17 protein-coding genes are annotated in these 22,804 nt (G+C 71.1%); 12 read left to right on the forward strand and 5 right to left on the reverse strand.

The genetic code is table 11. The features are described from left to right. The first annotated feature begins 75 nt into the window (after nucleotides 1–75). Both ddaH and rocD read left to right on the forward strand, forming a co-directional pair. Nucleotides 76–960, forward strand: coding sequence for a dimethylargininase (ddaH, locus tag BW982_RS11990; protein WP_076493440.1), 885 nt, complete (start codon nucleotides 76–78; stop codon nucleotides 958–960). Next, nucleotides 957–2,171 (forward strand): ornithine--oxo-acid transaminase, encoded by a 1,215-nt coding sequence (gene rocD, locus BW982_RS11995; protein WP_076493442.1) that lies wholly within the window; start codon nucleotides 957–959, stop codon nucleotides 2,169–2,171. The genes ddaH and rocD overlap by 4 nt, the downstream gene beginning before the upstream one ends. 48 nt (nucleotides 2,172–2,219) lie before the next feature. On the opposite strand, the gene BW982_RS12000 is transcribed toward rocD, so the two are convergent. Further along, on the reverse strand, nucleotides 2,220–3,752 hold the full coding sequence (locus BW982_RS12000; RefSeq protein WP_083696663.1) for a molybdopterin-dependent oxidoreductase: 1,533 nt from the start codon (nucleotides 3,750–3,752) through the stop codon (nucleotides 2,220–2,222). A gap of 168 nt (nucleotides 3,753–3,920) precedes the next feature. Here BW982_RS12000 and BW982_RS12005 point away from each other — a divergent pair, with 168 nt between their 5' ends. Then, nucleotides 3,921–5,078 (forward strand): alpha/beta fold hydrolase, encoded by a 1,158-nt coding sequence (locus BW982_RS12005; protein ID WP_076493444.1) that lies wholly within the window; start codon nucleotides 3,921–3,923, stop codon nucleotides 5,076–5,078. Nucleotides 5,079–5,239: 161 nt separating this feature from the next. Here the strand turns inward: BW982_RS12005 and BW982_RS12010 are convergent, their stop codons facing one another. Continuing rightward, a complete protein-coding gene (locus tag BW982_RS12010; protein WP_076493446.1) occupies nucleotides 5,240–6,463 on the reverse strand; it encodes an ATP-grasp domain-containing protein in 1,224 nt (407 codons plus the stop codon). A 103-nt stretch (nucleotides 6,464–6,566) separates the two neighbouring features. On the opposite strand from BW982_RS12010, the gene BW982_RS12015 reads away from it, so the two are divergent. Genes BW982_RS12015 through BW982_RS12025 form a run of 3 tightly spaced genes read left to right on the forward strand, consistent with a single transcriptional unit; the run spans nucleotide 6,567 to nucleotide 10,059 of the window. Continuing rightward, nucleotides 6,567–8,291 (forward strand): circularly permuted type 2 ATP-grasp protein, encoded by a 1,725-nt coding sequence (locus tag BW982_RS12015; RefSeq protein WP_076493448.1) that lies wholly within the window; start codon nucleotides 6,567–6,569, stop codon nucleotides 8,289–8,291. Beyond that, nucleotides 8,285–9,217 (forward strand): alpha-E domain-containing protein, encoded by a 933-nt coding sequence (locus tag BW982_RS12020; protein ID WP_076493450.1) that lies wholly within the window; start codon nucleotides 8,285–8,287, stop codon nucleotides 9,215–9,217. Before BW982_RS12015 ends, BW982_RS12020 begins: the two co-directional genes overlap by 7 nt. Then, nucleotides 9,214–10,059, forward strand: coding sequence for a transglutaminase family protein (locus BW982_RS12025; RefSeq protein ID WP_076493452.1), 846 nt, complete (start codon nucleotides 9,214–9,216; stop codon nucleotides 10,057–10,059). Before BW982_RS12020 ends, BW982_RS12025 begins: the two co-directional genes overlap by 4 nt. Nucleotides 10,060–10,062: 3 nt before the next feature. Here the strand turns inward: BW982_RS12025 and BW982_RS12030 are convergent, their stop codons facing one another. Continuing rightward, nucleotides 10,063–10,674, reverse strand: a complete 612-nt coding sequence (locus BW982_RS12030; protein ID WP_076493454.1) for a TetR/AcrR family transcriptional regulator — start codon at nucleotides 10,672–10,674, stop codon at nucleotides 10,063–10,065. Nucleotides 10,675–10,745: 71 nt separating this feature from the next. Here BW982_RS12030 and BW982_RS12035 point away from each other — a divergent pair, with 71 nt between their 5' ends. After that, nucleotides 10,746–12,212 (forward strand): MDR family MFS transporter, encoded by a 1,467-nt coding sequence (locus tag BW982_RS12035; RefSeq protein ID WP_076493456.1) that lies wholly within the window; start codon nucleotides 10,746–10,748, stop codon nucleotides 12,210–12,212. Between the two features lie 34 nt (nucleotides 12,213–12,246). Here the strand turns inward: BW982_RS12035 and BW982_RS12040 are convergent, their stop codons facing one another. After that, on the reverse strand, nucleotides 12,247–13,242 hold the full coding sequence (locus BW982_RS12040) for a LacI family DNA-binding transcriptional regulator (protein ID WP_076493458.1): 996 nt from the start codon (nucleotides 13,240–13,242) through the stop codon (nucleotides 12,247–12,249). Between the two features lie 116 nt (nucleotides 13,243–13,358). On the opposite strand from BW982_RS12040, the gene rhaI reads away from it, so the two are divergent. The 4 genes from rhaI to BW982_RS12060 all read left to right on the forward strand — a co-directional run bounded on the left by rhaI (nucleotide 13,359) and on the right by BW982_RS12060 (nucleotide 19,492). Further along, complete coding sequence (gene rhaI / locus BW982_RS12045) at nucleotides 13,359–14,525, forward strand: L-rhamnose isomerase (protein ID WP_076493752.1); 1,167 nt, start codon at nucleotides 13,359–13,361, stop codon at nucleotides 14,523–14,525. Between the two features lie 166 nt (nucleotides 14,526–14,691). Then, entirely contained in the window at nucleotides 14,692–16,731 is a 2,040-nt protein-coding gene (locus tag BW982_RS12050; protein ID WP_076493460.1) for a bifunctional rhamnulose-1-phosphate aldolase/short-chain dehydrogenase, read from the forward strand. Continuing rightward, on the forward strand, nucleotides 16,728–18,179 hold the full coding sequence (locus BW982_RS12055) for a rhamnulokinase (RefSeq protein WP_076493462.1): 1,452 nt from the start codon (nucleotides 16,728–16,730) through the stop codon (nucleotides 18,177–18,179). The genes BW982_RS12050 and BW982_RS12055 overlap by 4 nt, the downstream gene beginning before the upstream one ends. 56 nt (nucleotides 18,180–18,235) lie before the next feature. Further along, a complete protein-coding gene (locus tag BW982_RS12060) occupies nucleotides 18,236–19,492 on the forward strand; it encodes an alpha-hydroxy acid oxidase (RefSeq protein ID WP_076493464.1) in 1,257 nt (418 codons plus the stop codon). Between the two features lie 110 nt (nucleotides 19,493–19,602). Here the strand turns inward: BW982_RS12060 and BW982_RS12065 are convergent, their stop codons facing one another. Then, nucleotides 19,603–21,231 carry a DHA2 family efflux MFS transporter permease subunit gene (locus tag BW982_RS12065; protein ID WP_254845583.1) on the reverse strand — a complete coding sequence of 543 codons (1,629 nt, stop codon included), beginning with the start codon at nucleotides 21,229–21,231 and terminating at the stop codon, nucleotides 19,603–19,605. A 130-nt stretch (nucleotides 21,232–21,361) separates the two neighbouring features. Between BW982_RS12065 and BW982_RS12070 the strand changes: the two genes are divergently transcribed. Beyond that, the gene (locus tag BW982_RS12070; protein ID WP_139327425.1) at nucleotides 21,362–22,774 is read left to right on the forward strand and encodes a helix-turn-helix transcriptional regulator; all 1,413 of its coding nucleotides are present in this window, start codon (nucleotides 21,362–21,364) and stop codon (nucleotides 22,772–22,774) included. Nucleotides 22,775–22,804: the final 30 nt, after the last annotated feature.

The following is a 22,804-nucleotide window of genomic DNA, read 5'->3' on the forward strand; positions in this document are numbered from 1 at the left end:
GACAGGCGCCGCCGGGTCGAAGGGCCACCGGGCCCAGAGGACAGCGTCCGCCGCACCTTCTCCTGAGGAGCAGAGATGTCCGCGAACCCCACCGCCGCCGCCGTCGAAACCGAGACGAACGAGCGCGTCCAGCAGCACCGCCGGTACCTGATGTGCCGGCCCGAGCACTTCACGGTCAGCTACAGCATCAACCCGTGGATGGAGCCCTCGCGCCCCACCGACACGAACCTTGCCGTGCAGCAGTGGCAGTCGCTGTACGACACCTACGTGTCGCTCGGCCACGAGATCGAGCTCATCGACCCCGTCGAGCGTCTGCCCGACATGGTCTACACGGCCAACGGCGGCTTCGTCATCGACGGTGTCGCCTACGGCCCGAAGTTCCGCTTCCGCGAGCGCGCAGAAGAGGCACCCGCGTTCATCGACTGGTTCGCGGCGAACGGCTTCGAGGTCGCCGAGCCGGTCGAGGTCAACGAGGGCGAGGGCGACTTCCTGCTCGTCGGGAACACGATCCTCGCGGGCACCGGCTTCCGCTCCACCGGCGACAGCCACCGCGAGGTCGGCGAGGTGTTCTCGCGCGAGGTCGTGTCGCTGACCCTCACCGACCCGCGGTTCTACCACCTCGACACCGCGATCGCCGTGCTCGACCCGGTCGAGGGGCCGGGCGGCGTCGAGAAGGCCAACATCGCGTACCTGCCGAACGCGTTCGACGAGCGCAGCCAGGCGATCCTGCGCGAGCGCTACCCGGATGCCATCCGGGTCTCGGATGCCGACGGCGCGGTGTTCGGCCTGAACTCCGCCAGCGACGGCAGGAACGTCATCATCTCGCCGCGCGCGAAGGGCTTCGAGGCGCAGCTGCGCGAGCGCGGCTACACGCCCGTCCTCGTGGACCTGTCCGAGCTGCTGCTCGGCGGCGGCGGCATCAAGTGCTGCACGCTCGAGCTGCGCGGGGGCACCCGATGAGCACCACCGTCGACGATCTCGGCGCGCAGCTCATCGCCGCCGAGGGCACGCACGTCGCCCACAACTACCACCCGCTGCCGGTCGTCGCCGCGCGCGCCGAGGGCGTCTGGGTCACCGACGTCGAGGGCAAGCGCTACCTCGATCTGCTGTCGGCGTACTCGGCGCTGAACTTCGGCCACGGGCACCCGGCGATCCTGGCCGCCGCCCGCGAGCAACTGGAGCGTCTGACGCTCACGAGCCGCGCCTTCCACAACGACAAGCTCGGGCCGTTCGCCACGGCGCTCGCGCAGCTGTGCGGCAAGGACCTCGTCCTGCCGATGAACACGGGCGCCGAGGCGGTCGAGACCGGCATCAAGGTCGCCCGCGCGTGGGGCTATCGGACGAAGGGCATCGCCCCGGATGCCGCGACCATCGTCGTCGCGAACGGCAACTTCCACGGCCGCACCACGACGATCGTCGGCTTCAGCGACGACCCCACCGCGCACGACGACTTCGGTCCGTACGCGCCGGGCTTCGTGCACGTGCCCTACGGAGACGCGGATGCCATCGCCGCGGCGATCGATGAGAACACCGCCGCGGTGCTCCTCGAGCCGATCCAGGGCGAGGCCGGTGTCGTGATCCCGCCGGACGGGTTCCTGCGGCGCGTGCGCGAGATCTGCACCGAGAACAACGTGCTGTTCATCGCGGACGAGATCCAGTCGGGCCTCGGACGCGTGGGCGAGACGTTCGCGTGCGACCGCGAAGGCGTGGTGCCCGACCTCTACCTCCTCGGCAAGGCACTGGGCGGTGGCATCCTGCCGCTGTCCGCGGTGGTCGCGAACCAGGACGTCCTGGGCGTCATCCGTCCCGGTGAGCACGGCTCGACCTTCGGCGGCAACCCGCTGGCGTGCGCCGTGGGCCTGCGGGTCGTGGAGATGCTGGCATCCGGGGAGTTCCAGACCCGCGCGAAGGCGCTCGGCGAGCACCTCGCGCAGGGGCTCGATGCGCTCGTCGGTCACGGCGTCACCGCGGTGCGCGTGGCCGGGCTGTGGGCCGGCGTCGACATCGACCCGGCCGTGGGCAGCGGCCGCGAGATCGCCGAGAAGCTCCTCGCCCGCGGCGTGCTCGTCAAGGACACGCACGGGCAGACGATCCGCATCGCGCCGCCGCTGACGATCCGCGCGACCGAGATCGACTGGGCGATCGAGCAGCTCCGTCACGTCCTGTCCTGATCGCGCGCTACGCGAGAGCCCCCACCGTGTGCGGGGGCTCTTCGCGTCTCACGCGACGGTGAGCGTCAGTTCGTCCCAGCCGGTCGCGCCGTCGGGGGCGGGCGCGGCGCGCTGCTGCGTCTGGGTCTCGCCGGTGGCGGACGTCGCGCGGCACCGGATCGTGTGCGAACCGGATGTGGCATCCCACGGCAGGCTCCACTGCACCCACGTGTCGGACGAGATGGCCGTCGCGAGCGTCGCCGGCTGCCACGCCCCGTCATCGATCTGCACCTCGACGCCGGAGACGCCGACGTGCGTCTGCCAGGCGACTCCCGCGATCACCGTCGGGCCGGCGGCGACGCGCGCACCGGCGCGGGGGACGTCGATCCGGGATGCCAGTTTCACCGGGCCGCGCGCCGACCATCCGCGCGAGGTCCAATACCCCTCGGCCACGGCGTACCGCGTCACCTCGAGCTCGGTGACCCACTTGGTGGCGGAGACGTAGCCGTACAGCCCCGGGACGACCATGCGGACGGGGAACCCGTGCGCGATCGGCAGCGGTTCGCCGTTCATCCCGATCGCGAGCAGCGCGTCGCGCTCGTCGGTCAGCGCCTCGAGCGGCGTGGAGGCCGTGAAACCGTCGATCGAGTGCGACAGCACCATGTCGGCGTCCGCCGTCGGCTTCGCGCGGGCGAGCAGGTCGCGGATCGGGACGCCCAGCCAGCGGGCCGTGCCGATCAGATCGCCGCCGACCTCGTTCGACACGCACACGAGGGTCGCGACGGTCTCGCGCGGGGGGAGGGCGACGAGGTCGTCCCACGTGAGCACGACCTCCTCTTCGACGAGCCCATGGATGCGAAGACTCCACGTCGCCGGATCGATCTGCGGCACCACGAGCGCGGTGTCGATGCGGTAGAAGTCCGCGGACGGCGTGATCACGGGCGCGAGACCGTCGAGGCCGAGCTCGGCCGTGGCGGGGACGGCCGTCGTGATCGCGGGGGCCGGGAGGCGGAGGGCGGAACGGACCGCGGACGCGGCCTGCGCACCGCCGCGGACGGCCGCGGAACCGAGGGCGGCGAGGGCGCCGACGACGACCGCGGCGCCGGAGAGGACGAGGACGTTGCGTCGCGTCGGTCCGACGGCTTCGGGGGCGGCGTCCGGGCGACGGAGGCGGGCGATCAGCAACGCACCGACGATCACCGCGACCGCCGCCGCGACGAACGACGGTGCCGGAGACAGCACGTCGGCGTCGGCCCGCGTCATCGACACGATCACACCGACGACGCCGAGTCCGCCCAGGATCACGCGTCCCCACGGCGGGCGGCGACGTTCCAGCACGCCCGCGGCGGCGGCCACCGCCAGGAGGAGGATCGCGATGCCGGTCAGGAGGGCGGCCTTGTCGTTCGTGCCGAAGAGGCTGATCGCCAGGTCTTTGCCCCACGGGGGCGCGATGTCGATGATGCCGCCGCCGATCACGGCGAACGGGCTCGCTGCGGGCGCGACCACGGCAGCGGTGAGCTCGCCGGCCCCCGCGCCGAGCACGGCGGCCGCGACGCCCGCGCCGGCCGCGAGCAGGTCGGGGGTGCGGGAAGCGGAGGCCACGTTCGGAGCATAGGGAGCCCGCGGGGCGCCGGGGCCGTGGCATCCCGAACTCACAGCCAACCGGAACGCGCGCGGCACGCGTGAGTCGCCGAGGAATGTCGCCTGGACCCGCGGGGAGCGGCATATCCTGGCGACTCGTGCGAGGGGACCGGGGGTACCGTCGGGAACATGCGCGAGCGAGTGAGCACCCTCCGGCGCCCGGCTGCGGGCGGCGCGCCCCCGTTCGAGCTGAGCTACGTACGCACCGGTCCGCGCACCGCCACCCCGGCGCTGATCATTCCGGGCGGGCCGGGGCTGGCATCCGTTCTGCCGTATCGGGGACTGCGTCGTCGCGCCGCCGCGGGAGGCCTCGACGTGCTCATGGTCGAGCACCGGGGGATCGGCCGGTCGCGGCACGACCTCGCCGGCCGGGTGCTCCCCGCCGACGCGATGCGCATCACCGCGGTGCTCGACGACCTCGCCGCCGTGCTCGACGCCGAGGGCGTCGACCGGGCGTTCGTCGTCGGTTCGTCGTACGGCAGCTATCTCACGTCGAGCTTCGGGGCCCGGCATCCGGACCGTGTGGCCGGGATGCTCCTCGATTCCGCGCTGCAGTCCACCCAGGACCTGGCGCTCGAGCGCGCCCGTCTGCGGGGCCTGTTCTGGGATGCCGACGACGACCTCTCCCGCGGCGTGCGTCGCCTCGTGGCCGACGGGATCGACGAACGCGTGGTGCTCGACGTCGTACGCGCGGCCTACGAGCTCGCGGGCCCCGAGCTGGTGCGCCCGCTCGTACGGCACCGCCCGGGTCTCGCGTGGCACGCACTCGCCGCGTACGCGTCCCGCGACGGCTCGGTCGCGCGGATCCCGGGCGTCTACGAGTTCGACGTCGTCGGAACGATCGCGTTCCGCGAGCTGCACTACGGCGCTCCGCCCGACGGTCTTCCGCTGGACCCGGCCCTCACCTACGCCCCGCTCGCGGAACGGTATCCGGCGTTCGACGGCGAGCCGAACGACCTGACCGCCGCGGTCGCGGGATTCCGCTGGCCGATGGTCCTGCTCTCGGGCGATCGCGACCTGCGCACTCCGCCCGAGATCGCCGAGCGCGTGGCCCGGACGGCTCCGGATGCCACCCTGGTCCGGCTCCGCAACGGCCACAGCGCGCTGGACACCCAACCGATGGCCCTGCTCAACGCCACGCGACGCCTCGTCCGCGGTCAGCATCATCGCCTCCCGGCCGAGGAGCCGGCGCTGGACCGTCTCCGCCGCACCGGCGTCTCGGCCCGGTTCCCCCCGCTGCTGCAGGCCCTGGCGCACGCCGACACCGTCGTCCGCCCGCGCCGCTGAGTCGTGGCATCCGTTCCCGGCGTGTCCCGTCCCGCGCCGGCACGTACCGTCGTGCGGAGTTCGGTGGCGACACGCCGGTGAGGAGCCGGGGCCATCGGCGTGTCGGGCACGGAGTCCGCACGACGGCGCGCACCTCGGCCCGATGACGGGATGCCGACGGGCTAGACGCGACCGGAATGCACGGCCTCCAGGGCCGCGGCGTCCGCCTGGCTCATGCCCTGGATCGGCTCGCCGTTCCAGACGATGTCGTCGCCGAGTGCGGCCAGAACCTCTTTGCGGTCCCCGTGCGAGATCTTGGCCCCGTGCACGATGGTCGCCGGGCTCCACAGCATCGCGGCGTCGTCCCACCACCCGGCCCCCACATCGCGCACGTGCACGAGGTCGTGCAGCGTCTTCGGCAGGTGCTGGAGGGGCTCCGTGAAAGCCTCGGCGAGGACGGCCAGGGTGATCTGGCGCTGAGTCCCGGGGACGGCGACGATCGTGTGCTCGACCGTCCCCTCGATCGCGCGCGAGACATCCTCGGCCTCGAGCAGGATGACGCCGTTGGTGGGGCGCGGGTTGCACTCGATGATCTTGTAGTCGGGCGTTCCGTCGGTGCCGTGGTCGACGAAGTCGAACGAGATCTGCCCGGTGAACGTCGGGTCGAGCGTGTCGACGATCTGCTGCGTGAACCGGAGGGTGTCGGTGCTGTCGACGGCGACGAACGCGATCGCGGTGCTGTGCGCCCACTGCTCGCCGGCCTTGTACGTGGTGTGCGCGGTGACGCGCCCGTCCACGACGACGCTGTAGGTGCAGACCATCGGGCCATCCACGAACGGCTGGACGAGCCACGGCTGCTCCGGCGTCGGCACGCAGTCCTCGATCGGCACCTTCCCCGCGAGGGGACCGGTGTTGGTGAGCAGCCCGACGCCGCCCCGCGAGAACGCCGCGCGGGCGAAGTACCGCGGGAACCCGTCGATCGCGGTGCGCAGCTCCTCGGGGGAGGTGACGACCACCGTCTCGGGGATCGGCACTCCGGCATCCTGAGCCAAGCGCTGGAAGCTCGCCTTGTCGTGGAGACGTGCGAGGTCGGGGAAGCCCCCCGCGTACAGCTCGACGCCCTCGGGGAGGTCCGCAGCTCGGGCGGCGAGGTAGAAGACCTCCTCGAACGTGGGGATGATCAGGTCGATGTCGTGTGCGCGCACGTAGGCGCCGACGGTCTCGATGAAGGCATCCGTCTCGAAGCGCGGGGACGGCGTGACCAGGTGCCCGGCGAGGAAGCGCGAGTGGTTGCCGACGGCGCCGTCGTACGTGTCGCTCGCGAACACGGTGTGCCCGACGCTGCCGAGTTTGCGGACGAGGTCGAGAGCGAACGTGTTGCGGGAACTGGTGACGAGCACGCGCATGGAGGCACCCTTGGTCGAGGCGGCAGATGGTGGCGTCAGCCTAACGACGCTGCCGTGCGCGGGGGAAACACCTCCGCAACACGGGCGTGGGTAGGCTCAGGGCATGGGTGACCTGTTCGACGGTTACGGCTCCACGTTGGCGCCGCGCAAGACCGCATCCGGCATCCCGGCGTACGACGAGATGTTCGGTGTCCCGGCCACCCCCGGCGACACGGCACCCTCGCGCGAGGCGTATCGGGAGCTGTACCAGGCGTTGGCGCAGATGACGCAGGAGGAACTGCGCGGGCGCACCGACTCGCTCGCCAGTTCGTACCTCGCCCAGGGCGTGACGTTCGACTTCGCGGGCGAGGAGCGTCCGTTCCCCCTGGATGCCGTGCCCCGGGTCATCGCCTACGACGAATGGTCGCGCATCGAGGCGGGCGTGAAGCAGCGGGTGCGGGCGCTGGAGGCGTTCCTCGACGACGCCTACGGCAACCAGCACTGCGTGCGCGACGGCGTGCTCCCGGCCGGACTCATCGCGTCGTCGCAGTACTTCTACCGTCAGGCCGCCGGCATCCGCAGCGCCAACGGCGTGCGCATCCAGGTGTCGGGCATCGACCTGATCCGCGACGAGCACGGCGAGATGCGGGTCCTGGAAGACAACGTGCGCGTGCCCTCGGGGGTGTCGTACGTCATCTCGAACCGCCGGGTCATGGCGCAGACCCTGCCCGAGCTGTTCGTGTCGATGCGGGTGCGACCGGTCGGCGACTACCCCAACAAGCTGCTCGCCGCTCTCCGCGCGTCGGCCCCGCCCGGGATCGACGACCCGAACATCGTGGTGCTGACCCCGGGTGTCTACAACTCGGCGTACTACGAGCACACGCTGCTCGCGCGTCTCATGGGCGTCGAGCTGGTCGAGGGGCGCGATCTGCTGTGCATCGGCGGCAAGGTGTTCATGCGCACGACCCGCGGACCCCAGCGGGTCGACGTCATCTACCGTCGCGTGGACGACGACTTCCTCGACCCGATGCAGTTCCGGGCCGACTCGATGCTCGGGGCTCCGGGTCTCATGCTCGCCGCGCGCCTGGGCAACGTCACGATCGCCAACGCCGTGGGCAACGGCGTCGCCGACGACAAGCTCCTCTACACTTACGTTCCCGACCTGATCCGGTACTACCTCGCCGAGGAGCCGATCCTGAAGAACGTCGACACGTGGCGCCTCGAAGATCCGGGCGCGCTCGAAGAGGTGCTCGATCGTCTGCCCGAACTCGTGGTGAAGCCCGTGGACGGCTCCGGCGGCAAGGGCCTCGTCGTCGGTCCGGATGCCTCGCCCGCCGAGCTCGAGAAGCTGCGCAAGCGACTGCTCGCCGACCCGCGCGGGTGGATCGCGCAGCCGGTCGTGATGCTCTCGACGATCCCCACCCTGGTCGAGGACGGCATGCGCCCCCGCCACGCCGACCTGCGCCCGTTCGCCGTCAACGACGGTGACGACATCTGGGTGCTCCCCGGTGGCCTCACGCGCGTGGCGCTCCCGGAGGGGCAGCTCGTGGTCAACTCCAGCCAGGGCGGCGGATCGAAGGACACGTGGGTCGTCGGCGGATCCGCGCCCTCGCACGTCGAGTACGGCCAGGGCAACGGCGTCTCCGGTCTCGTGGCCGACCAGGCGGCGGTGACGGAGGCGATCCCGATCATCTACGACGGCCAGCCCGCCCCGGCCACGGCGCCGCGCGACCACCGCGCCGACCGTGACCAGCAGGAACAGCAGCAGCAGGCCGATGCGGGCGTGCAGCACGGCCCGCAGGCCGAGCAGCAACAGCAGCAGAGCGACGGGGAGGTGCCCACGTGCTGAGTCGTATCGCCGAGTCGCTGTTCTGGATCGGTCGCTACATCGAACGGTCGGACGGCACCGCGCGCATCCTCGACGTCCACCTGCAGCTCCTCCTCGAGGATCCGTGGATCGACGAGGACACGGCGTGCCGCTCGCTCCTGAGCGTCATGGGGTCGCCGTTCCCCGAGAACGTCGACACGGTCCGCCGCGACGACGTCCTCGCCCGCCTGGCGGTCGACCGGATGAACCCGTCGAGCATCGCCTACTCGCTCACCGCGGCGCGCGAGAACGCCCGTCGTGCGCGGGAGATCGTCTCGACCGAGCTGTGGGAGACCCTGAACACGACGAACTCGCGGATGCCGCGGCGTCTGCAGACCGAGAAGGTGCACGAGTTCTTCCAGTGGGTGCGCGAACGCGCGGCGCTGGCGATCGGCATCGTCGACTCCTCGACGAACCGCGACGAGGCCTGGCAGTTCTTCACGCTGGGCCGCAGCATCGAACGCACCGACATGACCGCGCGCCTGCTCGCGACCCGGTCGCTCACCGAGGTGTCGGGTCCGTCCTGGACGACGATCCTCCGCTCGTGCGGCGCGTACGAGGCGTACCTGCGGACCTACCGGGGGATGCCGAGCGCCCGCAACGCGGCCGAGTTCCTGCTGCTGGACCGCCTGTTCCCGCGGTCGATCATCTACTCCATCCAGCGCGCCGAGGACTGCATGAGCGCCATCGACCCCCGCGCCGACCGCGTCGGCCACTCCAACACGGTGCTGCGAGCCCTCGGGCAGATCCGCAACGACCTGGAGTACCGCCCCATCAGCGACATCCTCGCCGAGCTCCCCGAGCACATGCAGCGCGTGCAGACGGTGACGCGCGAGGCCTCCGAGGCCATCCGGTCGCGGTTCTTCCCGACGCAGGCCGAGCCCGCGTGGATCGGAGAGATCTCGTGAAGCGCCTGCGCATCGAGCACCAGACGGGTTTCGCGTACCCGGGCGACGTCGTGGCCTCCTACAACGAAGCGCGGATGCTGCCGGGCTCGACGGACAGCCAGTTCGTGCTGAGCTCGTCGCTCGACATCGAGCCGTCGACCTCGGTCAATCAGTACGTCGACTACTTCGGCACGCGCGTCGCCGCGTTCGACGTGCTCTCGCCGCACTCGGCCCTGACGATCACGGCGCGTTCCCTCGTGGAGGTGCGCCCGAGGCCGATCGAGCACGCCGACATCACGTGGGACGCGCTGCGCGCGGAGGCATCCCGATCGATCACCACGGTCGAGCAGTTGACGCAGACGCGCCGCACGGCGCCCCACCCCGAGGTGGCCGCGCTCGCCCGCGGGATCGCGGCCGGATACGACCGGCCCGGCCCCGCCGCGCACGCGATCGCCGAGGCCATCGGTGACGCGATCGAGTACATGCAGGGTGTCACGGGCGTGCACTCGACCGCCGTCGACGCGTGGGAGGCGCGCAAGGGCGTGTGTCAGGACATCGCGCACATCACTCTCGGAGCGCTGCGCGAGGTCGGCATCCCCGCCCGGTACGTGTCGGGATACCTGCACCCCAAACCGTCCGCCGAGGTCGGCGAGGCCGTCACCGGGGAATCGCACGCGTGGGTGGAGTGGTTCGCGGGCGACTGGCAGGGGTTCGATCCCACGAACAACATCGAGATCGGCGACCGACACGTCCTCGTCGGCCGCGGTCGCGACTACAACGACGTGCCGCCGCTGCGCGGCGTGTACGCGGGCCCGGGCAAGAGCCAGCTCAAGGTGAAGGTGACGATCACCCGCGAGACGTGAGTCTCAGGCGCTCGCGGCGCGGGCCAGCATCTCGCGCACGTCGCGGTGCAGGTCGACGAGGCTGCGGGCCTCGCCGCGGTCGTGGCACCGCGCCCATTCGTCGAGGGTCGTGCGCATCTCGAGGCCCGTCAGGCCCGCCGCCGCACGGACGTCGGCTTCGGGACGTCCGATGCGTTCGGCGATCTCGGCGACGAAGAGGTCGGATGCCGTGATCTCGCGGCGGATCGCGGCGCCCAGCAGCGAGGGTTCATGCCCGATGAGCCGGCGCACGCGCAGGTAGCGCTCGCGGGCCTCGGAGTCGGCATCCAGGTTCTCCAGTTCGCGCGCGAAGACCGCGCGGAGTCCCGCGGCGAGGGCGGCGATGTCGTCTCCGGGACGGCCGGCGCCGGTGACGGCGGTGACGAAACGGTCGTCGTCGATGAAGACGGCGTCCTCTTTGCTGCCGGCCAGGCGGAAGAACGTCCGGGGGGAGACCCCGGCCCGTGCGGCGATCTCGTCGACGGTCGTGCCCGCCACCCCCTTCTCCTCGAACAGGTCGAGGGCGGCCGCGCAGATCTCGAGCGCGGTTTCGCGCCGTCGGCGATCGCGCAGACCGGGCGCGGCGGGGGTACTCATCTCCGATACAGTAGTCGATGTCTTATTGGCAGTAGCTGCCAAGTTGTCGCCCTCTGCTCAGATTGGTCGCCATGGTCGCCACCGGAACCGTCCCTACCGCCGCCCCGCCCGCGAAGCCCGTCCGGCCGGGCGCCGTCATCGCCCTCCTCGTGGTCGCCGCATTCGTCGTGATCCTCAACGAGACGATCATGGGTGTCGCGCTCCCCGAACTCATGCGCGAGCTCGACATCACCGCCGCCACCGCGCAGTGGCTGACCACCGCGTTCCTGCTGACGATGGCGGTCGTCATCCCCACCACCGGGTTCCTGATCCAGCGCTTCCCCCTCCGCGCGTTGTTCTTCGCTGCGATGGGGCTCTTCACGCTGGGAACCGTCATCGCCGCCCTCGCCCCCGGCTTCGGGGTGCTGCTGGTCGGGCGCATCGTGCAGGCTTCGGGTACGGCGATCATGATCCCGCTGCTGTTCACCACCGTGCTCAACGTCGTGCCCGTCGATCGCCGCGGGCGCATGATGGGCCTCATCTCCATCGTGATCTCGGTGGCCCCCGCGATCGGACCGACCGTGTCGGGCCTCATCCTGTCGGCGTTCCCGTGGCGGGCGATGTTCGTCGTGATGGTCCCGATCGCGCTCGTCGCGATCGCCCTCGGTGCACGCTGGGTCCGCAACCTCACCGACACCCGCCCCGTCACGCTCGACGCGGTCTCGGTGGTGCTGTCCGCGCTCGCCTTCGGCGGGCTCATCTTCGGCCTCTCGAGCATCGGCGAGGCCGCGGGTGGCCACGCGATCGTGCCCGTCTGGGTGCCGCTGGTCGTCGGCATCCTGGCGCTCGCCGCCTTCATCGTCCGTCAGCTCCGTCTGGGCGCGACCGACCGCGTGCTGCTGAACCTCTCCGTCTTCCGCCATTCGACGTTCACGGTGGCCGTCGTGCTCGTGGTCGTGGCGATGACGACGCTGTTCGGCGTACTGATCCTGCTGCCGCTGTACCTGCAGAACGTCCTGGGCCTCGGGACCCTGCCGACGGGGCTCATGCTGCTCCCCGGCGGGCTCGTCATGGGACTCATGGCGCCGCTGGTGGGCTCGCTGTTCGACCGTTTCGGCGCGCGCCCGCTGGTGCTGCCCGGGGCGGTCGTCGCGAGCGTCGCCCTGTGGGGCTTCTCGACGCTGTCGGCGGCCACCCCCATCGGCTTCATCATCGCCGTGCACTGCGTCCTCAGTCTCGGGTTGGCCTTCATGTTCACGCCGCTGATGACGGCGGCGCTGGGTTCCCTGCCGCGCGAGCTCTACCCGCACGGATCGGCGATCGTCTCCACCGTGCAGCAGCTGGCGGGCGCGGCGGGCACGGCGGTGTTCGTCACCCTGATGACGGTCGGTGCGGCCGCCGCTGTGGGCGAGGGCAGCGGGATCGTGGATGCCACGGCCAGCGGCATCCACTCCGCCTTCTTCGTCGCGGCGTGCCTGTCGATCGCGGTGGTGGTGCTGGCGGCGTTCGTGCGGACGCCGAAGCAGGTCGACGGCGGGGGTGTGCTGGTCGGGCACTGAGGCGTCGCCGGCCGGCCGCCGCCCGGGGCCGGGGTCAGCCGCCGGTCGAGGCCCGGACCACCAGCTCCGGACGGAACCGCACTCGCCGCGGTGCCGCGGCGGGTTCGGCGAACGATTCGAGCAGCAGCTCGATCGCGGTGACGCCGATCTCGTGTGCCGGTTGGCGTACGGACGACAGCGGCACCACCGTTGACTGGGCGAAGTCGATGTCGTCGTAGCCGATGATCGCGAGATCCTCCGGCACCCGGATCGTCCCCAGGATCGCCGACCCCTGCAGAAGGCCCACGGCGAGGAGATCGTTGGCGCAGAAGGCGGCATCGGGGCGATCCTCGGGCCGGCGGGCGGCGAACGCTTCGCCGACCTCCCGGCCGGCGAGAACGGTGAGGGTGGGCTTCTCGATGATCTCGAGGTGGGCGTCGGGGGCTTCGGCGAGGGCTCGCCGCGCGCCGTCGAGTCGTGCCGCGACCTGACGGACGGCGACCGGACCCCCGACGAACGCGAGGCGCCGTCGACCGCGCTCGAGCAGGTGGCGGGTGGCGAGATATCCGCCCTCGACGTCGTCGACGGCGACGGAGGGCAGGCTGCCGTCGGGCGCTTCGCCGTCGACGAGCACGAGCGGGAGGCCTGCATGCGCGATTCCGGCGGCTGCGACATCGCTCGGTGTGAGCAGTACGCCGCGGACGCGTTGTTCCCGGAAGAGGTCGAGGTAGGTGTTCTCGCGCGCCCCGTCCTGCCCGCTGTTCCCGAGCAGAACGGAGAGGCCCTCGGCATCCGCTCGCTCCTCCGCTCCCCGTGCGACCTCGGCGAAGAAGGGGTTCGCGCTGTCGAGCACGATCAGACCGACCGAACGGCTCCGTCCCGCGCGCAGCTGGCGTGCGGCGTCGTTGCGCACGAATCCGAGCTCCTCGATCGTCGCGTGCACGCGTTCCACGGTGGCGGGGGAGACCTTCTCGGGGCGGTTGAGCACGTTCGAGACGGTGCCGACCGAGACTCCCGCGGCGGCCGCGACGTCCTTGATGCTCGCTGACACCGATGCTCCTCCCCTTGACGAACCGAGGCCTCCACACTACAGTCTGAAACGATTCAAGTTATGAAACGATTCACGCGTTTCCTCCGAACCCCACCGTCGTGGAGAAGGACCGCCCCATGAGCACCCTCACCCCCGAGATCCTCTCGACCCTCGAGAGCCAGGCCATCGAGCTGCCTTCCTGGGCGTTCGGCAACTCCGGCACACGTTTCCGCGTGTTCCCGACCGCGGGCACGCCCCGCGATCCGTTCGAGAAGATCGCGGATGCCGCCCAGGTGCACCGCCTCACGGCCCTCGCCCCGACCGTGGCGCTCCACATTCCGTGGGATCTCGTCGACGACTTCGGCGCCCTCCGTCGGCACGCCGAAGACCTCGGCGTGAAGCTCGGCACGGTCAACTCCAACACCTTCCAGGACGAGGACTACAAGTTCGGCGCCCTCACCCACCACGACGAGCGCATCCGCCGCAAGGCCATCGACCACCACCTCGCGTGCATCGACGTGATGGATGCCACGGGCTCCCGCGATCTGAAGATCTGGCTCGCCGAGGGGTCGAACTACCCCGGTCAGAACGACATGCGGGGCCGGCAGGACCGTCTGCAGGACTCGCTGCAGCAGATCTACGCGCGTCTCGGCGACGACCAGCGCCTCGTGCTGGAGTACAAGTTCTTCGAGCCGTCGTTCTACCACACGGATGTTCCGGACTGGGGGACCTCCTACGCCCAGGTCGCCGCGCTCGGCGACAAGGCGCTCGTGTGCCTCGATACCGGCCACCACGCGCCGGGAACCAACATCGAGTTCATCGTCATGCAGCTGCTGCGCCTCGGGAAGCTCGGCTCGTTCGACTTCAACTCGCGCTTCTACGCCGACGACGACCTCATCGTCGGTGCGGCCGACCCGTTCCAGCTCTTCCGCATCCTCACAGAGGTCGTGCGCGGCGGGGGTCTCAACAACCCCGACGTGGCGTTCATGCTCGACCAGTGCCACAACATCGAGGACAAGATCCCCGGCCAGATCCGCTCCGTGCTGAACGTGCAGGAGATGACCGCGCGCGCGTTGCTCGTCGACCGTGACGCGCTCACCGCCGCTCAGCAGGCGAACGACGTCCTCGCCGCGAACGCAGTGATGATGGATGCCTTCTACACCGACGTGCGTCCCGCTCTCGCCGAGTGGCGCGAGTCGCGCGGCCTCCCCGCCGACCCGATGGCCGCGTTCGCGGCATCCGGCTACCTGCCCCGCATCGCGGAAGAGCGTGTCGGCGGCACCCAGGCCGGCTGGGGCGCCTGATCCAGACCCACCGGGGCGGCGTCTGAATCCGCCGTCCCGGTGTCCACCCCGCTGCCGCCCCGCGCAGGGCGGCCCCCCACATGGCTTGAGTGTCCCGGACACGCGGATGCGCCCCACCGGCATCCGCGTGTTCTGGACACCGAACGGTGAAAGGAACCTCACCCGCATGAACACCAGCTCCACCGCCGCCGACCTCGTCGCGCGCAGCAACCGCCTCGGCTCCGATCCGAAGGTCACCAATTACGCCGGCGGCAACACGTCCGCCAAGGGCACCGACATCGACCCCGTCACCGGTGAGCCGGTCGAGCTGCTCTGGGTCAAGGGATCCGGGGGTGACCTCGGCACCCTCACCGAGAAGGGCCTCGCGGTGCTACGGCTCGACCGCATGCGCGCCCTCGTCGACGTGTACCCGGGCATCGAGCGCGAGGACGAGATGGTCGCGGCGTTCGATTACTGCCTGCACGGCAAGGGGGGTGCGGCCCCGTCGATCGACACCGCGATGCATGGATTGGTGGATGCCGCGCACGTCGACCACCTGCACCCCGACGCGGGCATCGCGATCGCGACCGCCGCCGACGGCGAGGAGCTCACGGCGAAGATCTTCGGCGACAAGGTCGTGTGGGTGCCGTGGCGTCGCCCCGGCTTCCAGCTCGGCCTGGACATCGCGGCGATCAAGGCGCAGAATCCCCAGGCGATCGGCACGATCCTCGGCGGACACGGCATCACGGCGTGGGGCGACACGTCGGAGGAGGCGGAGCGCAACTCGCTCTGGATCATCGACACCGCGCAGGCGTACATCGACGCGAACGGTGCGGCCGAGCCCTTCGGCGGCGTGCGCGACGGCTTCGCTGCCCTCCCCGAGGCGGAGCGTCGTGCGAAGGCCGCGGCCCTTGCCGCGACCATCCGCGGGCTCGCGTCCACCGACAAGCCGATGGTCGGTCACTTCACCGACTCCGACGTCGTGCTCGACTTCCTGGCATCCGAGAAGGCCCCTGCCCTCGCCGCGCTGGGTACGAGCTGCCCGGATCACTTCCTGCGCACCAAGGTCAAGCCGCTGATCCTCGACCTGCCGGCCGACGCCTCGGTCGAAGATTCGATCGCGCGCCTGAAGGAGCTGCACGCGGAGTACCGCGCCGACTACCAGGCCTACTACGACGCGCACGCCACGGCCGACAGCCCCGCGATCCGCGGCGCCGACCCGCTCATCGTGCTCGTGCCGGGCGTCGGCATGTTCTCGTACGGCGCGAACAAGCAGACCGCGCGCGTCGCGGGGGAGTTCTACGTCAACGCGATCAATGTCATGCGCGGCGCCGAGGCGCTGTCGACGTACGCGCCGATCTCGGATGCCGAGAAGTTCCGCATCGAGTACTGGGCGCTGGAAGAGGCCAAGCTCCAGCGGATGCCGAAGCCGAAGACGCACCAGGGCCGCATCGCGTTCGTCACGGGCGCGGCATCCGGAATCGGCAAGGCCATCGCGACCCGCCTCGCCGCCGAGGGCGCGTGCGTCGTCGTCGCCGACCTCGATCTCGAGAAGGCGCAGGCCGCGGCCGCCGAACTGGGCGGCACCGACGTCGCGATCGGTGTGGCGGCGAACGTGGCGGATGCCGCGGGCGTGCAGGCCGCGATCGATGCGACGCTGCTGGCGTTCGGCGGGATCGACCTCGTGGTGAACAACGCGGGGCTGTCGCTGTCGAAGCCGCTGCTGGAGACCACCGAGAAGGACTGGGACCTGCAGCACGACGTCATGGCCAAGGGCTCGTTCCTCGTGTCGAAGGCCGCGGCGAAGGCCCTCATCGAGCAGAAGCTCGGCGGCGACGTCATCTACATCTCGTCGAAGAACTCCGTGTTCGCGGGGCCGAACAACATCGCCTACTCGGCGACGAAGGCCGACCAGGCGCACCAGGTGCGTCTGCTGGCGGTCGAGCTCGGCGAGCACGGCGTGCGCGTGAACGGCATCAACCCCGACGGCGTCGTGCGCGGCTCGGGCATCTTCGCCGCCGGGTGGGGCGCGAACCGCGCCGCGACCTACGGCGTGAAGGAAGAGGACCTCGGCCAGTTCTACGCCAACCGCACGATCCTCAAACGCGAGGTCGTGCCCGAGAACGTCGCCGACGCGGTGTACGTGCTCACCGGCCCCGAACTCTCGCGCACGACCGGTCTGCACGTGCCCGTGGACTCGGGCGTCGCCGCGGCGTTCCTGCGATGAGCGTCACGTCGCCGGGCGCGGCCGGAGCCGGGACCGCGCCCGTGACGCTTGACGGCGTCCGCGCCGTCGCGGCGGTCGACCTGGGTGCCACGAGCGGTCGCGTCATGATCGGCCGGGTCGGCGACGGCATCCTCGCGCTCGAGGAGGTCGCGCGCTTCCCGAACGGACCGATCGAGCGCGCCGACGGATGGCACTGGGACATCGAGGCGCTGTGGGGGCACGTGCGGGCGGGGCTCGCCGAAGCCCTGCGCCGCGAGCCGTCGATCGAGAGCGTCGGCATCGACTCGTGGGCCGTCGACTACGGCCTGCTGCGCGGCGGGGACCTGCTCGCCGAGCCGTTCCACTACCGCGACGTCCGCACCGCGCGCGGGGTCGACGCGGTCCACGCGACGGTGCCGTTCGAAGAGCTGTACCGCCGCAACGGCCTGCAGTTCCTCCCGTTCACCACGCTGTACCAGTACGCGGCCGATCCGCGCCTGGCGGAGGCGGAGACGAGCGCGCTCATCCCCGACCTCATCGCGTACCGCCTCACCGGGCGCACGGTCGCCGAACGCACCAACGCCTCGACGACCGGCCTGCTCGACGTGCGCACGGGGGAGTGGGACACGGCTCTGGCCGAGGCGCTCGGCATCCCGGCATCCGTTCTGCCTCCGCTGGTGGACCCGGGCGAGACGATCGGGGCCACCCCCGCCGACCTGGGTGCCGTGCCCGTCGTCGCGGTCGGGTCGCACGACACGGCGTCGGCGATCGTCGCCGTTCCGCTGTCGACGCCGAACGCCGCGTACATCTCCTGCGGCACGTGGGGGCTCGTGGGGCTCGAGCTTCCCGAACCGATCGTGACGGAGGCCGCCCGCGCGGCGAACTTCACGAACGAGGGCGGAGTGGATGGGCGCGTGCGCTTCCTCCACAACGTCACCGGGCTGTGGCTGCTCAGTGAGACGGTGCGCGCGTGGGAGGAGGAGGACGGTTCCGCGATCGACCTCCCGTTGCTCCTCGCCTCGGCCGGTGCGGTGTCGCCGCCGGCGCGCCTGTTCGACGCCAACGCGCCCGAGCTCGCAGCCCCCGGAGATATGCCCGGTCGCATCGCCGCGCTGCTCGGCGCCGACCGTCCGGGCCGGGCCGGGCGCCCGATGTTCGCGCGGATCATCGTCGAGAGCATCGCCGCCGCGTTCGCTCAGGCCGTCCGCACGGCGGGTGCGCTCGCGGATCGCGAGATCGACGTCATCCACCTCGTGGGCGGTGGCGCCCGCAACGCCCTGCTGTGCCAGGCGACCGCGGACCGGACGGGCGTGCCCGTGCTCGCGGGTCCCGTCGAGGCCACCGCGCTCGGCAACGTCCTCGTCCAGGCCCGCGCCCTCGGCTGCTTCGGCGCCGACGCGAGCCTGGAGGACCTGCGTGCCCGCGTCGGGCACGCAGGTCCTCCCCGCCGTTACGACCCCCGTTCCTGAACACCGCGCCCGAATCGGGCGTAGTCTGTGGTCAGACCACACGAAAGCGAGACTCCATGGTTCAGCGCCAGCTGCCCAAGGTCGGCGAGCTCCTCGAGCTCATGCAGTTCAAGAAGCCCGAGCTCGACGCCCGCAAGCGCCGCCTCGACGCCGCGCTCACGATCGATGATCTGCGCACGATCGCGAAGCGCCGCACCCCGAAGGCCGCGTTCGATTACACCGACGGCGCCGCCGAGGGCGAGCTCTCGCTCGACCGTGCCCGCCGCGCGTTCGAGGACGTCGAGTTCCACCCCGACATCCTGCGGCCGGCCGCGAACGTCGACACGTCGTGCGAGATTCTCGGCGGCCCCTCGGCGCTGCCGTTCGGCATCGCGCCCACCGGCTTCACCCGCCTGATGCAGACCGAGGGCGAGACCGCCGGTGCGTCCGCGGCGGCGGCCGCCGGCATCCCGTTCACGCTCTCCACGCTCGGCACGACCTCGATCGAGGGCGTGAAGGCCGCGAACCCGGTGGGGCGCAACTGGTTCCAGCTGTACGTCATGAAGCAGCGCGAGATCTCGTACGGGCTCGTCGAGCGGGCGGCGGCGGCCGGGTTCGACACCCTGCAGTTCACCGTCGACACCCCCATTGCGGGCGCTCGCCTGCGCGACAAGCGCAACGGCTTCTCGATCCCGCCGCAGTTGACGGTCGGCACGATCGTCAACGCCATCCCGCGGCCCTGGTGGTGGTTCGACTTCCTCACCACGCCGAAACTCGAGTTCGCGTCGCTCAGCACGACCGGTGGCACCGTCGGCGAGCTGCTCAACGCCGCGATGGACCCGACCATCAGCTACGACGACCTCGACATCATCCGCGGCATGTGGCCGGGCAAGCTCGTCGTGAAGGGCGTGCAGAACGTCGCCGACGCGGCGCGCCTGGTCGATCTCGGCGTCGACGGCATCGTGCTCTCCAACCACGGCGGTCGCCAGCTCGACCGGGCCCCGATCCCGTTCCGGCTCCTGCCGCAGGTCGTGCGCGAGGTCGGCAAGGACGCCACGATCATGGTCGACACCGGCATCATGAACGGCGCCGACATCGTGGCATCCATCGCCCTCGGCGCGAAGTTCACCCTCATCGGCCGCGCCTACCTGTACGGCCTCATGGCGGGCGGACGCCAGGGCGTCGACCGCACGATCGCGATCCTCCGCAGCGAGATCGAGCGCACGATGACCCTGCTCGGCGTCTCGTCTCTCGCAGAGCTCGAGCCGCGGCACGTCACGCAGCTGACGCGGCTGGTGCCGGTCGGCGACGCGGGGGTCGACGCGCGCGTCTGATCCCGGGGCGGCGCCTCGGTGCGCAGCGTCGGTGCTTCGCGCAACCTCGGTCCGGAATCCATGGATGCCGCCGAGGTTGCGCGGATCGCTGAGGTTGTGCCGCGCGCGGCTCAGCGGTCCCCGCTCGTCGCCGCCTCTTCCGCCTCGGTCTCTTCGCGGGTACGGCGCCCGCTGGCGGCGGCGCCCAGCGTCAGCGTCGACACGAGTCCCAGCGTCAGGAAGCCCGCCGCGGTGAACGCCGCCGCGCGCGTGCCGTCGCTGAACGCGGCCTTCGCGTCCGACGCCAGGTCCTGGGTCTGGGGGGACTGCTCGAGACCGACGATCGCGGCCCCCGCGCTGTCGACCACCTGTGACACGACCTGGTCCCGCTGTTCGGCGGGCAGTCCCCGGTCGTCGAGCGCCGACGTCAGCACGCTCGACGTGGTCGAGAACAGCACGGTCCCGAGGATCGCGACGCCCAGCGCCGCGCCGAGCTGCCGGGAGGTGGACTGCGTGCCCGACGCTGCGCCGCTCTCCGCCGGCGGCACCTCGGCGAGTACGACCCCGGTGAGCTGCGCGGTGGCGAGGCCGACGCCGACGCCGTAGACGAACAGGAACGGGATCAGGGGTCCCCAGGTGGCATCCGGTCCGATGGTGAAGGCGACGCCGGCGACGCCGATGATCTCGGCCAGCAGGCCCGCACGGACGATCCACACGGGCGCGACCCGGCCGCTCAGGGCGCCCGCGATCCCGCTCGCGACGAACGAGCCGATCGCCAGCGAGAGCAGCAGCAGTCCGGTCTGCAGGGCGTCGAAACCGACGACGAACTGCAGCCACAGGGGGAGGGCGAGGATGATGCCGAACTCGCCGAGGGAGACCACCGCCGCGGCGATGTTGCCGTTGCGGAACGAGGTGATGCGGAACAGGCCGAGCGCCAGCAGCGTGGAGCGTCCGATGCGCTGGCGGTGGACTCCCCACGCGACGAAGGCCACCAGCGCCACCAGCGCGACCGCGAACGCGATCGGGACGGGCGACAGCGTCCACGGCCACTGCCAGTCGCCGATCTGCAGGGGCTGGTCGACGGTCCACCAGCCGTAGGTGCGGCCCTCGATCAGGCCGAAGACCAGGGGCGCCATGGTGAGCACGGACAGCAGGGCCCCCACGCCGTCGATCCCCTCGCGCCGGTCGCTGCGCGATTCGGCCACCGTGAAGAGCACGCCGATGACGATCAGGATGCCGAGGGGGATGTTGATCCCGAACGCCCAGCGCCACGAGAACGCGGTGGTCAACCAGCCGCCGAGCAGCGGTCCGACGGCGGCCATTCCGCCGATGGTCGAGCCCCAGACGGCGAAGGCGATGCCGCGTTCGCGTCCGCGGAACGTCGCATTGATGAGCGACAGCGTCGTGGGGAGGATCATCGATCCGCCGATGCCCTGGACGAGCCGCGCCAGGATGAGCAGTCCGCCGCTGGGGGCGACGGCCGCCGCGATCGAGGCGAGCACGAAGATCGCGACGCCGAGCAGCATGAGCCGGCGTCGGCCGAAGCGGTCGGCGAGGCTGCCGAACACCAGCAGAAGCGACGCGAACACGAGTGTGTAGGCCTCCTGCACCCATTGCACCTCGGTGGAGGAGATGCCGAGGTCCTCGACGATCGAGGGCACGGCGACGTTGACGATCGTCGAGTCCACGATGATCAGCGAGACGGCGATGCTGATGAAGACGAGTCCCGCCCATCGGCGGCCGGCCATGCGTTCGTTCATGTCGCTAGCTTATCTAGCTAAATCGCGCATCGGAAGAGATTTATTCGTGACGCGATTCGGCCGGTCCGCGCAGTGCCGTGACTTAGCATCGGTGGATGGGGAGCAGGTCGTGATCGCGTCGTCCTCTCTGATGAACGTGAAATCCGTGGCGGAGCGGGTGGTCCGGGGCGTCCTCCCCATCGCGGCGGCCCCCGACATCGCCGACCTGCGTTTCCTGGCCGACATCGAGGCCGGGCCGGCTCCCCGGATCTGGGTGGATGCCGGCGCGCAGACGCTCGAAGGTCTGCTGATCGCGCGTTCCCGGCTCGACCGCATCGACGACGGGCTCCGCCTCGTCGACCGGCACTTCGTGGACGGCCGGATGCGGGCGCCGGGTCGGCTCGAGACCGCGACGCGCTCGCGCCTCTACTCCGCCGTCGCCGAGGTCTATGCGGCCGCGGGGTGGCCGCGCCGCTCCGGCGAGTACGCCGCCTCGGCGCTCGCTTACGCCGACGACAATGTGAGCGCCTTCCGGGCCCACGCCGTGCGCAGCCTCGCCGCGGCCGTGAACGGCGAGTACATCCTCGCGAGCGAGGGACTGCGCACGTGCGAGGAGTTGGCATCCGCGTCCGAGTGGGAGGGCGGCCACCCCGACTACGACCTGCTGCTCGCGCGTCTCCTCGTCGCCTCGGCAGCCCTCGACGCCGAGACCATGGACCGCACGGCCGAGGAACTGCGTGACGGCGCCCCCAACGACCCGTACTGGCAGTACTCGGCGCGGACCGCACGGGCGATGAGCGCCCTGATCCGACGCGACTACGCCGAGGGCACGGTGCTGGTGGCCGCGTTGGCCGGGGGGACCGAGTCCCACTCGGGCCACAGCATGGTGCGGGGCTTCGCGCAGGGGGTGTACGCCGACCTGCTGCTGGCGCGCGGCGAGCCCCGCCGCGCCCTTGCCGTGCTCGAGGGACGCGTCTCGCCCCCCGGGCACGCGCTGTGCTTCGACATGCAGCGCGCCGCCGCTCTCATCGCGCTCGGTCGCGAGAGGGAGGTGCTCGAGTCCACGGATCCGTGTATCCGCATGGGGACGCAGCACTGCGTCCGGACGCTGACGCCGCTGCTGCTGCGCCGCGCCGTCGCGCATGCGCGCCTCGGCAATGAGGCCGCGGCCGATGCCGCCTTCTCGGAGGGCTTCCACCTCTCCGAGACCCTGGGAGCCTCGCTCACTCCCTACCTCACGCTGCCCCAGCCCGACCTGCTCGTCCTGCTCGATCGTCTGGCCGCGCGGCATCCGGGTTCCGAGGCGGCGGTCGCCCGGGTGACGGGCATGCTCGCCCTCGTCCCCACCCACGATCACCGCCCCCCTCTGCCGAACCTGAGTCCGCGGGAGGAGCGACTGGCGCTCGCGCTGCGCGGGCCGCGCAGCCTGCCGCAGATCGCGGAAGACCTCGAGGTGTCGCTGAACACCGTCAAGTCGCAGCTCCGCTCGATCTACGCGAAGTTGCAGGTGTCGGGGCGTGAGGCGGCGGTCGCCGTCCTCGAGGCGCACGGCTTCTACGTCTGACGCGCGCCGTCGGTGCGGCCGGGGGCGAGA

It is taken from the genome of Microbacterium sp. RURRCA19A, assembly GCF_900156455.1.
Classification (GTDB): Bacteria; Actinomycetota; Actinomycetes; order Actinomycetales; family Microbacteriaceae; genus Microbacterium.

What these genes read in the sequence shown, in the direction of transcription:
- BW982_RS12005 (WP_076493444.1), top strand. Translation starts at nt 3,921, where the DNA reads ATGCGCGAGCGAGTGAGCACCCTCCGGCGCCCGGCTGCGGGCGGCGCG.
- BW982_RS12030 (WP_076493454.1), bottom strand. Translation starts at nt 10,674, where the DNA reads ATGAGTACCCCCGCCGCGCCCGGTCTGCGCGATCGCCGACGGCGCGAA.
- BW982_RS12065 (WP_254845583.1), bottom strand. Translation starts at nt 21,231, where the DNA reads ATGAACGAACGCATGGCCGGCCGCCGATGGGCGGGACTCGTCTTCATC.
- ddaH (WP_076493440.1), top strand. Translation starts at nt 76, where the DNA reads ATGTCCGCGAACCCCACCGCCGCCGCCGTCGAAACCGAGACGAACGAG.
- BW982_RS12055 (WP_076493462.1), top strand. Translation starts at nt 16,728, where the DNA reads ATGAGCGTCACGTCGCCGGGCGCGGCCGGAGCCGGGACCGCGCCCGTG.
- BW982_RS12035 (WP_076493456.1), top strand. Translation starts at nt 10,746, where the DNA reads ATGGTCGCCACCGGAACCGTCCCTACCGCCGCCCCGCCCGCGAAGCCC.
- BW982_RS12015 (WP_076493448.1), top strand. Translation starts at nt 6,567, where the DNA reads ATGGGTGACCTGTTCGACGGTTACGGCTCCACGTTGGCGCCGCGCAAG.
- BW982_RS12060 (WP_076493464.1), top strand. Translation starts at nt 18,236, where the DNA reads ATGGTTCAGCGCCAGCTGCCCAAGGTCGGCGAGCTCCTCGAGCTCATG.
- BW982_RS12050 (WP_076493460.1), top strand. Translation starts at nt 14,692, where the DNA reads ATGAACACCAGCTCCACCGCCGCCGACCTCGTCGCGCGCAGCAACCGC.
- BW982_RS12070 (WP_139327425.1), top strand. Translation starts at nt 21,362, where the DNA reads ATGAACGTGAAATCCGTGGCGGAGCGGGTGGTCCGGGGCGTCCTCCCC.
- rocD (WP_076493442.1), top strand. Translation starts at nt 957, where the DNA reads ATGAGCACCACCGTCGACGATCTCGGCGCGCAGCTCATCGCCGCCGAG.
- rhaI (WP_076493752.1), top strand. Translation starts at nt 13,359, where the DNA reads ATGAGCACCCTCACCCCCGAGATCCTCTCGACCCTCGAGAGCCAGGCC.
- BW982_RS12010 (WP_076493446.1), bottom strand. Translation starts at nt 6,463, where the DNA reads ATGCGCGTGCTCGTCACCAGTTCCCGCAACACGTTCGCTCTCGACCTC.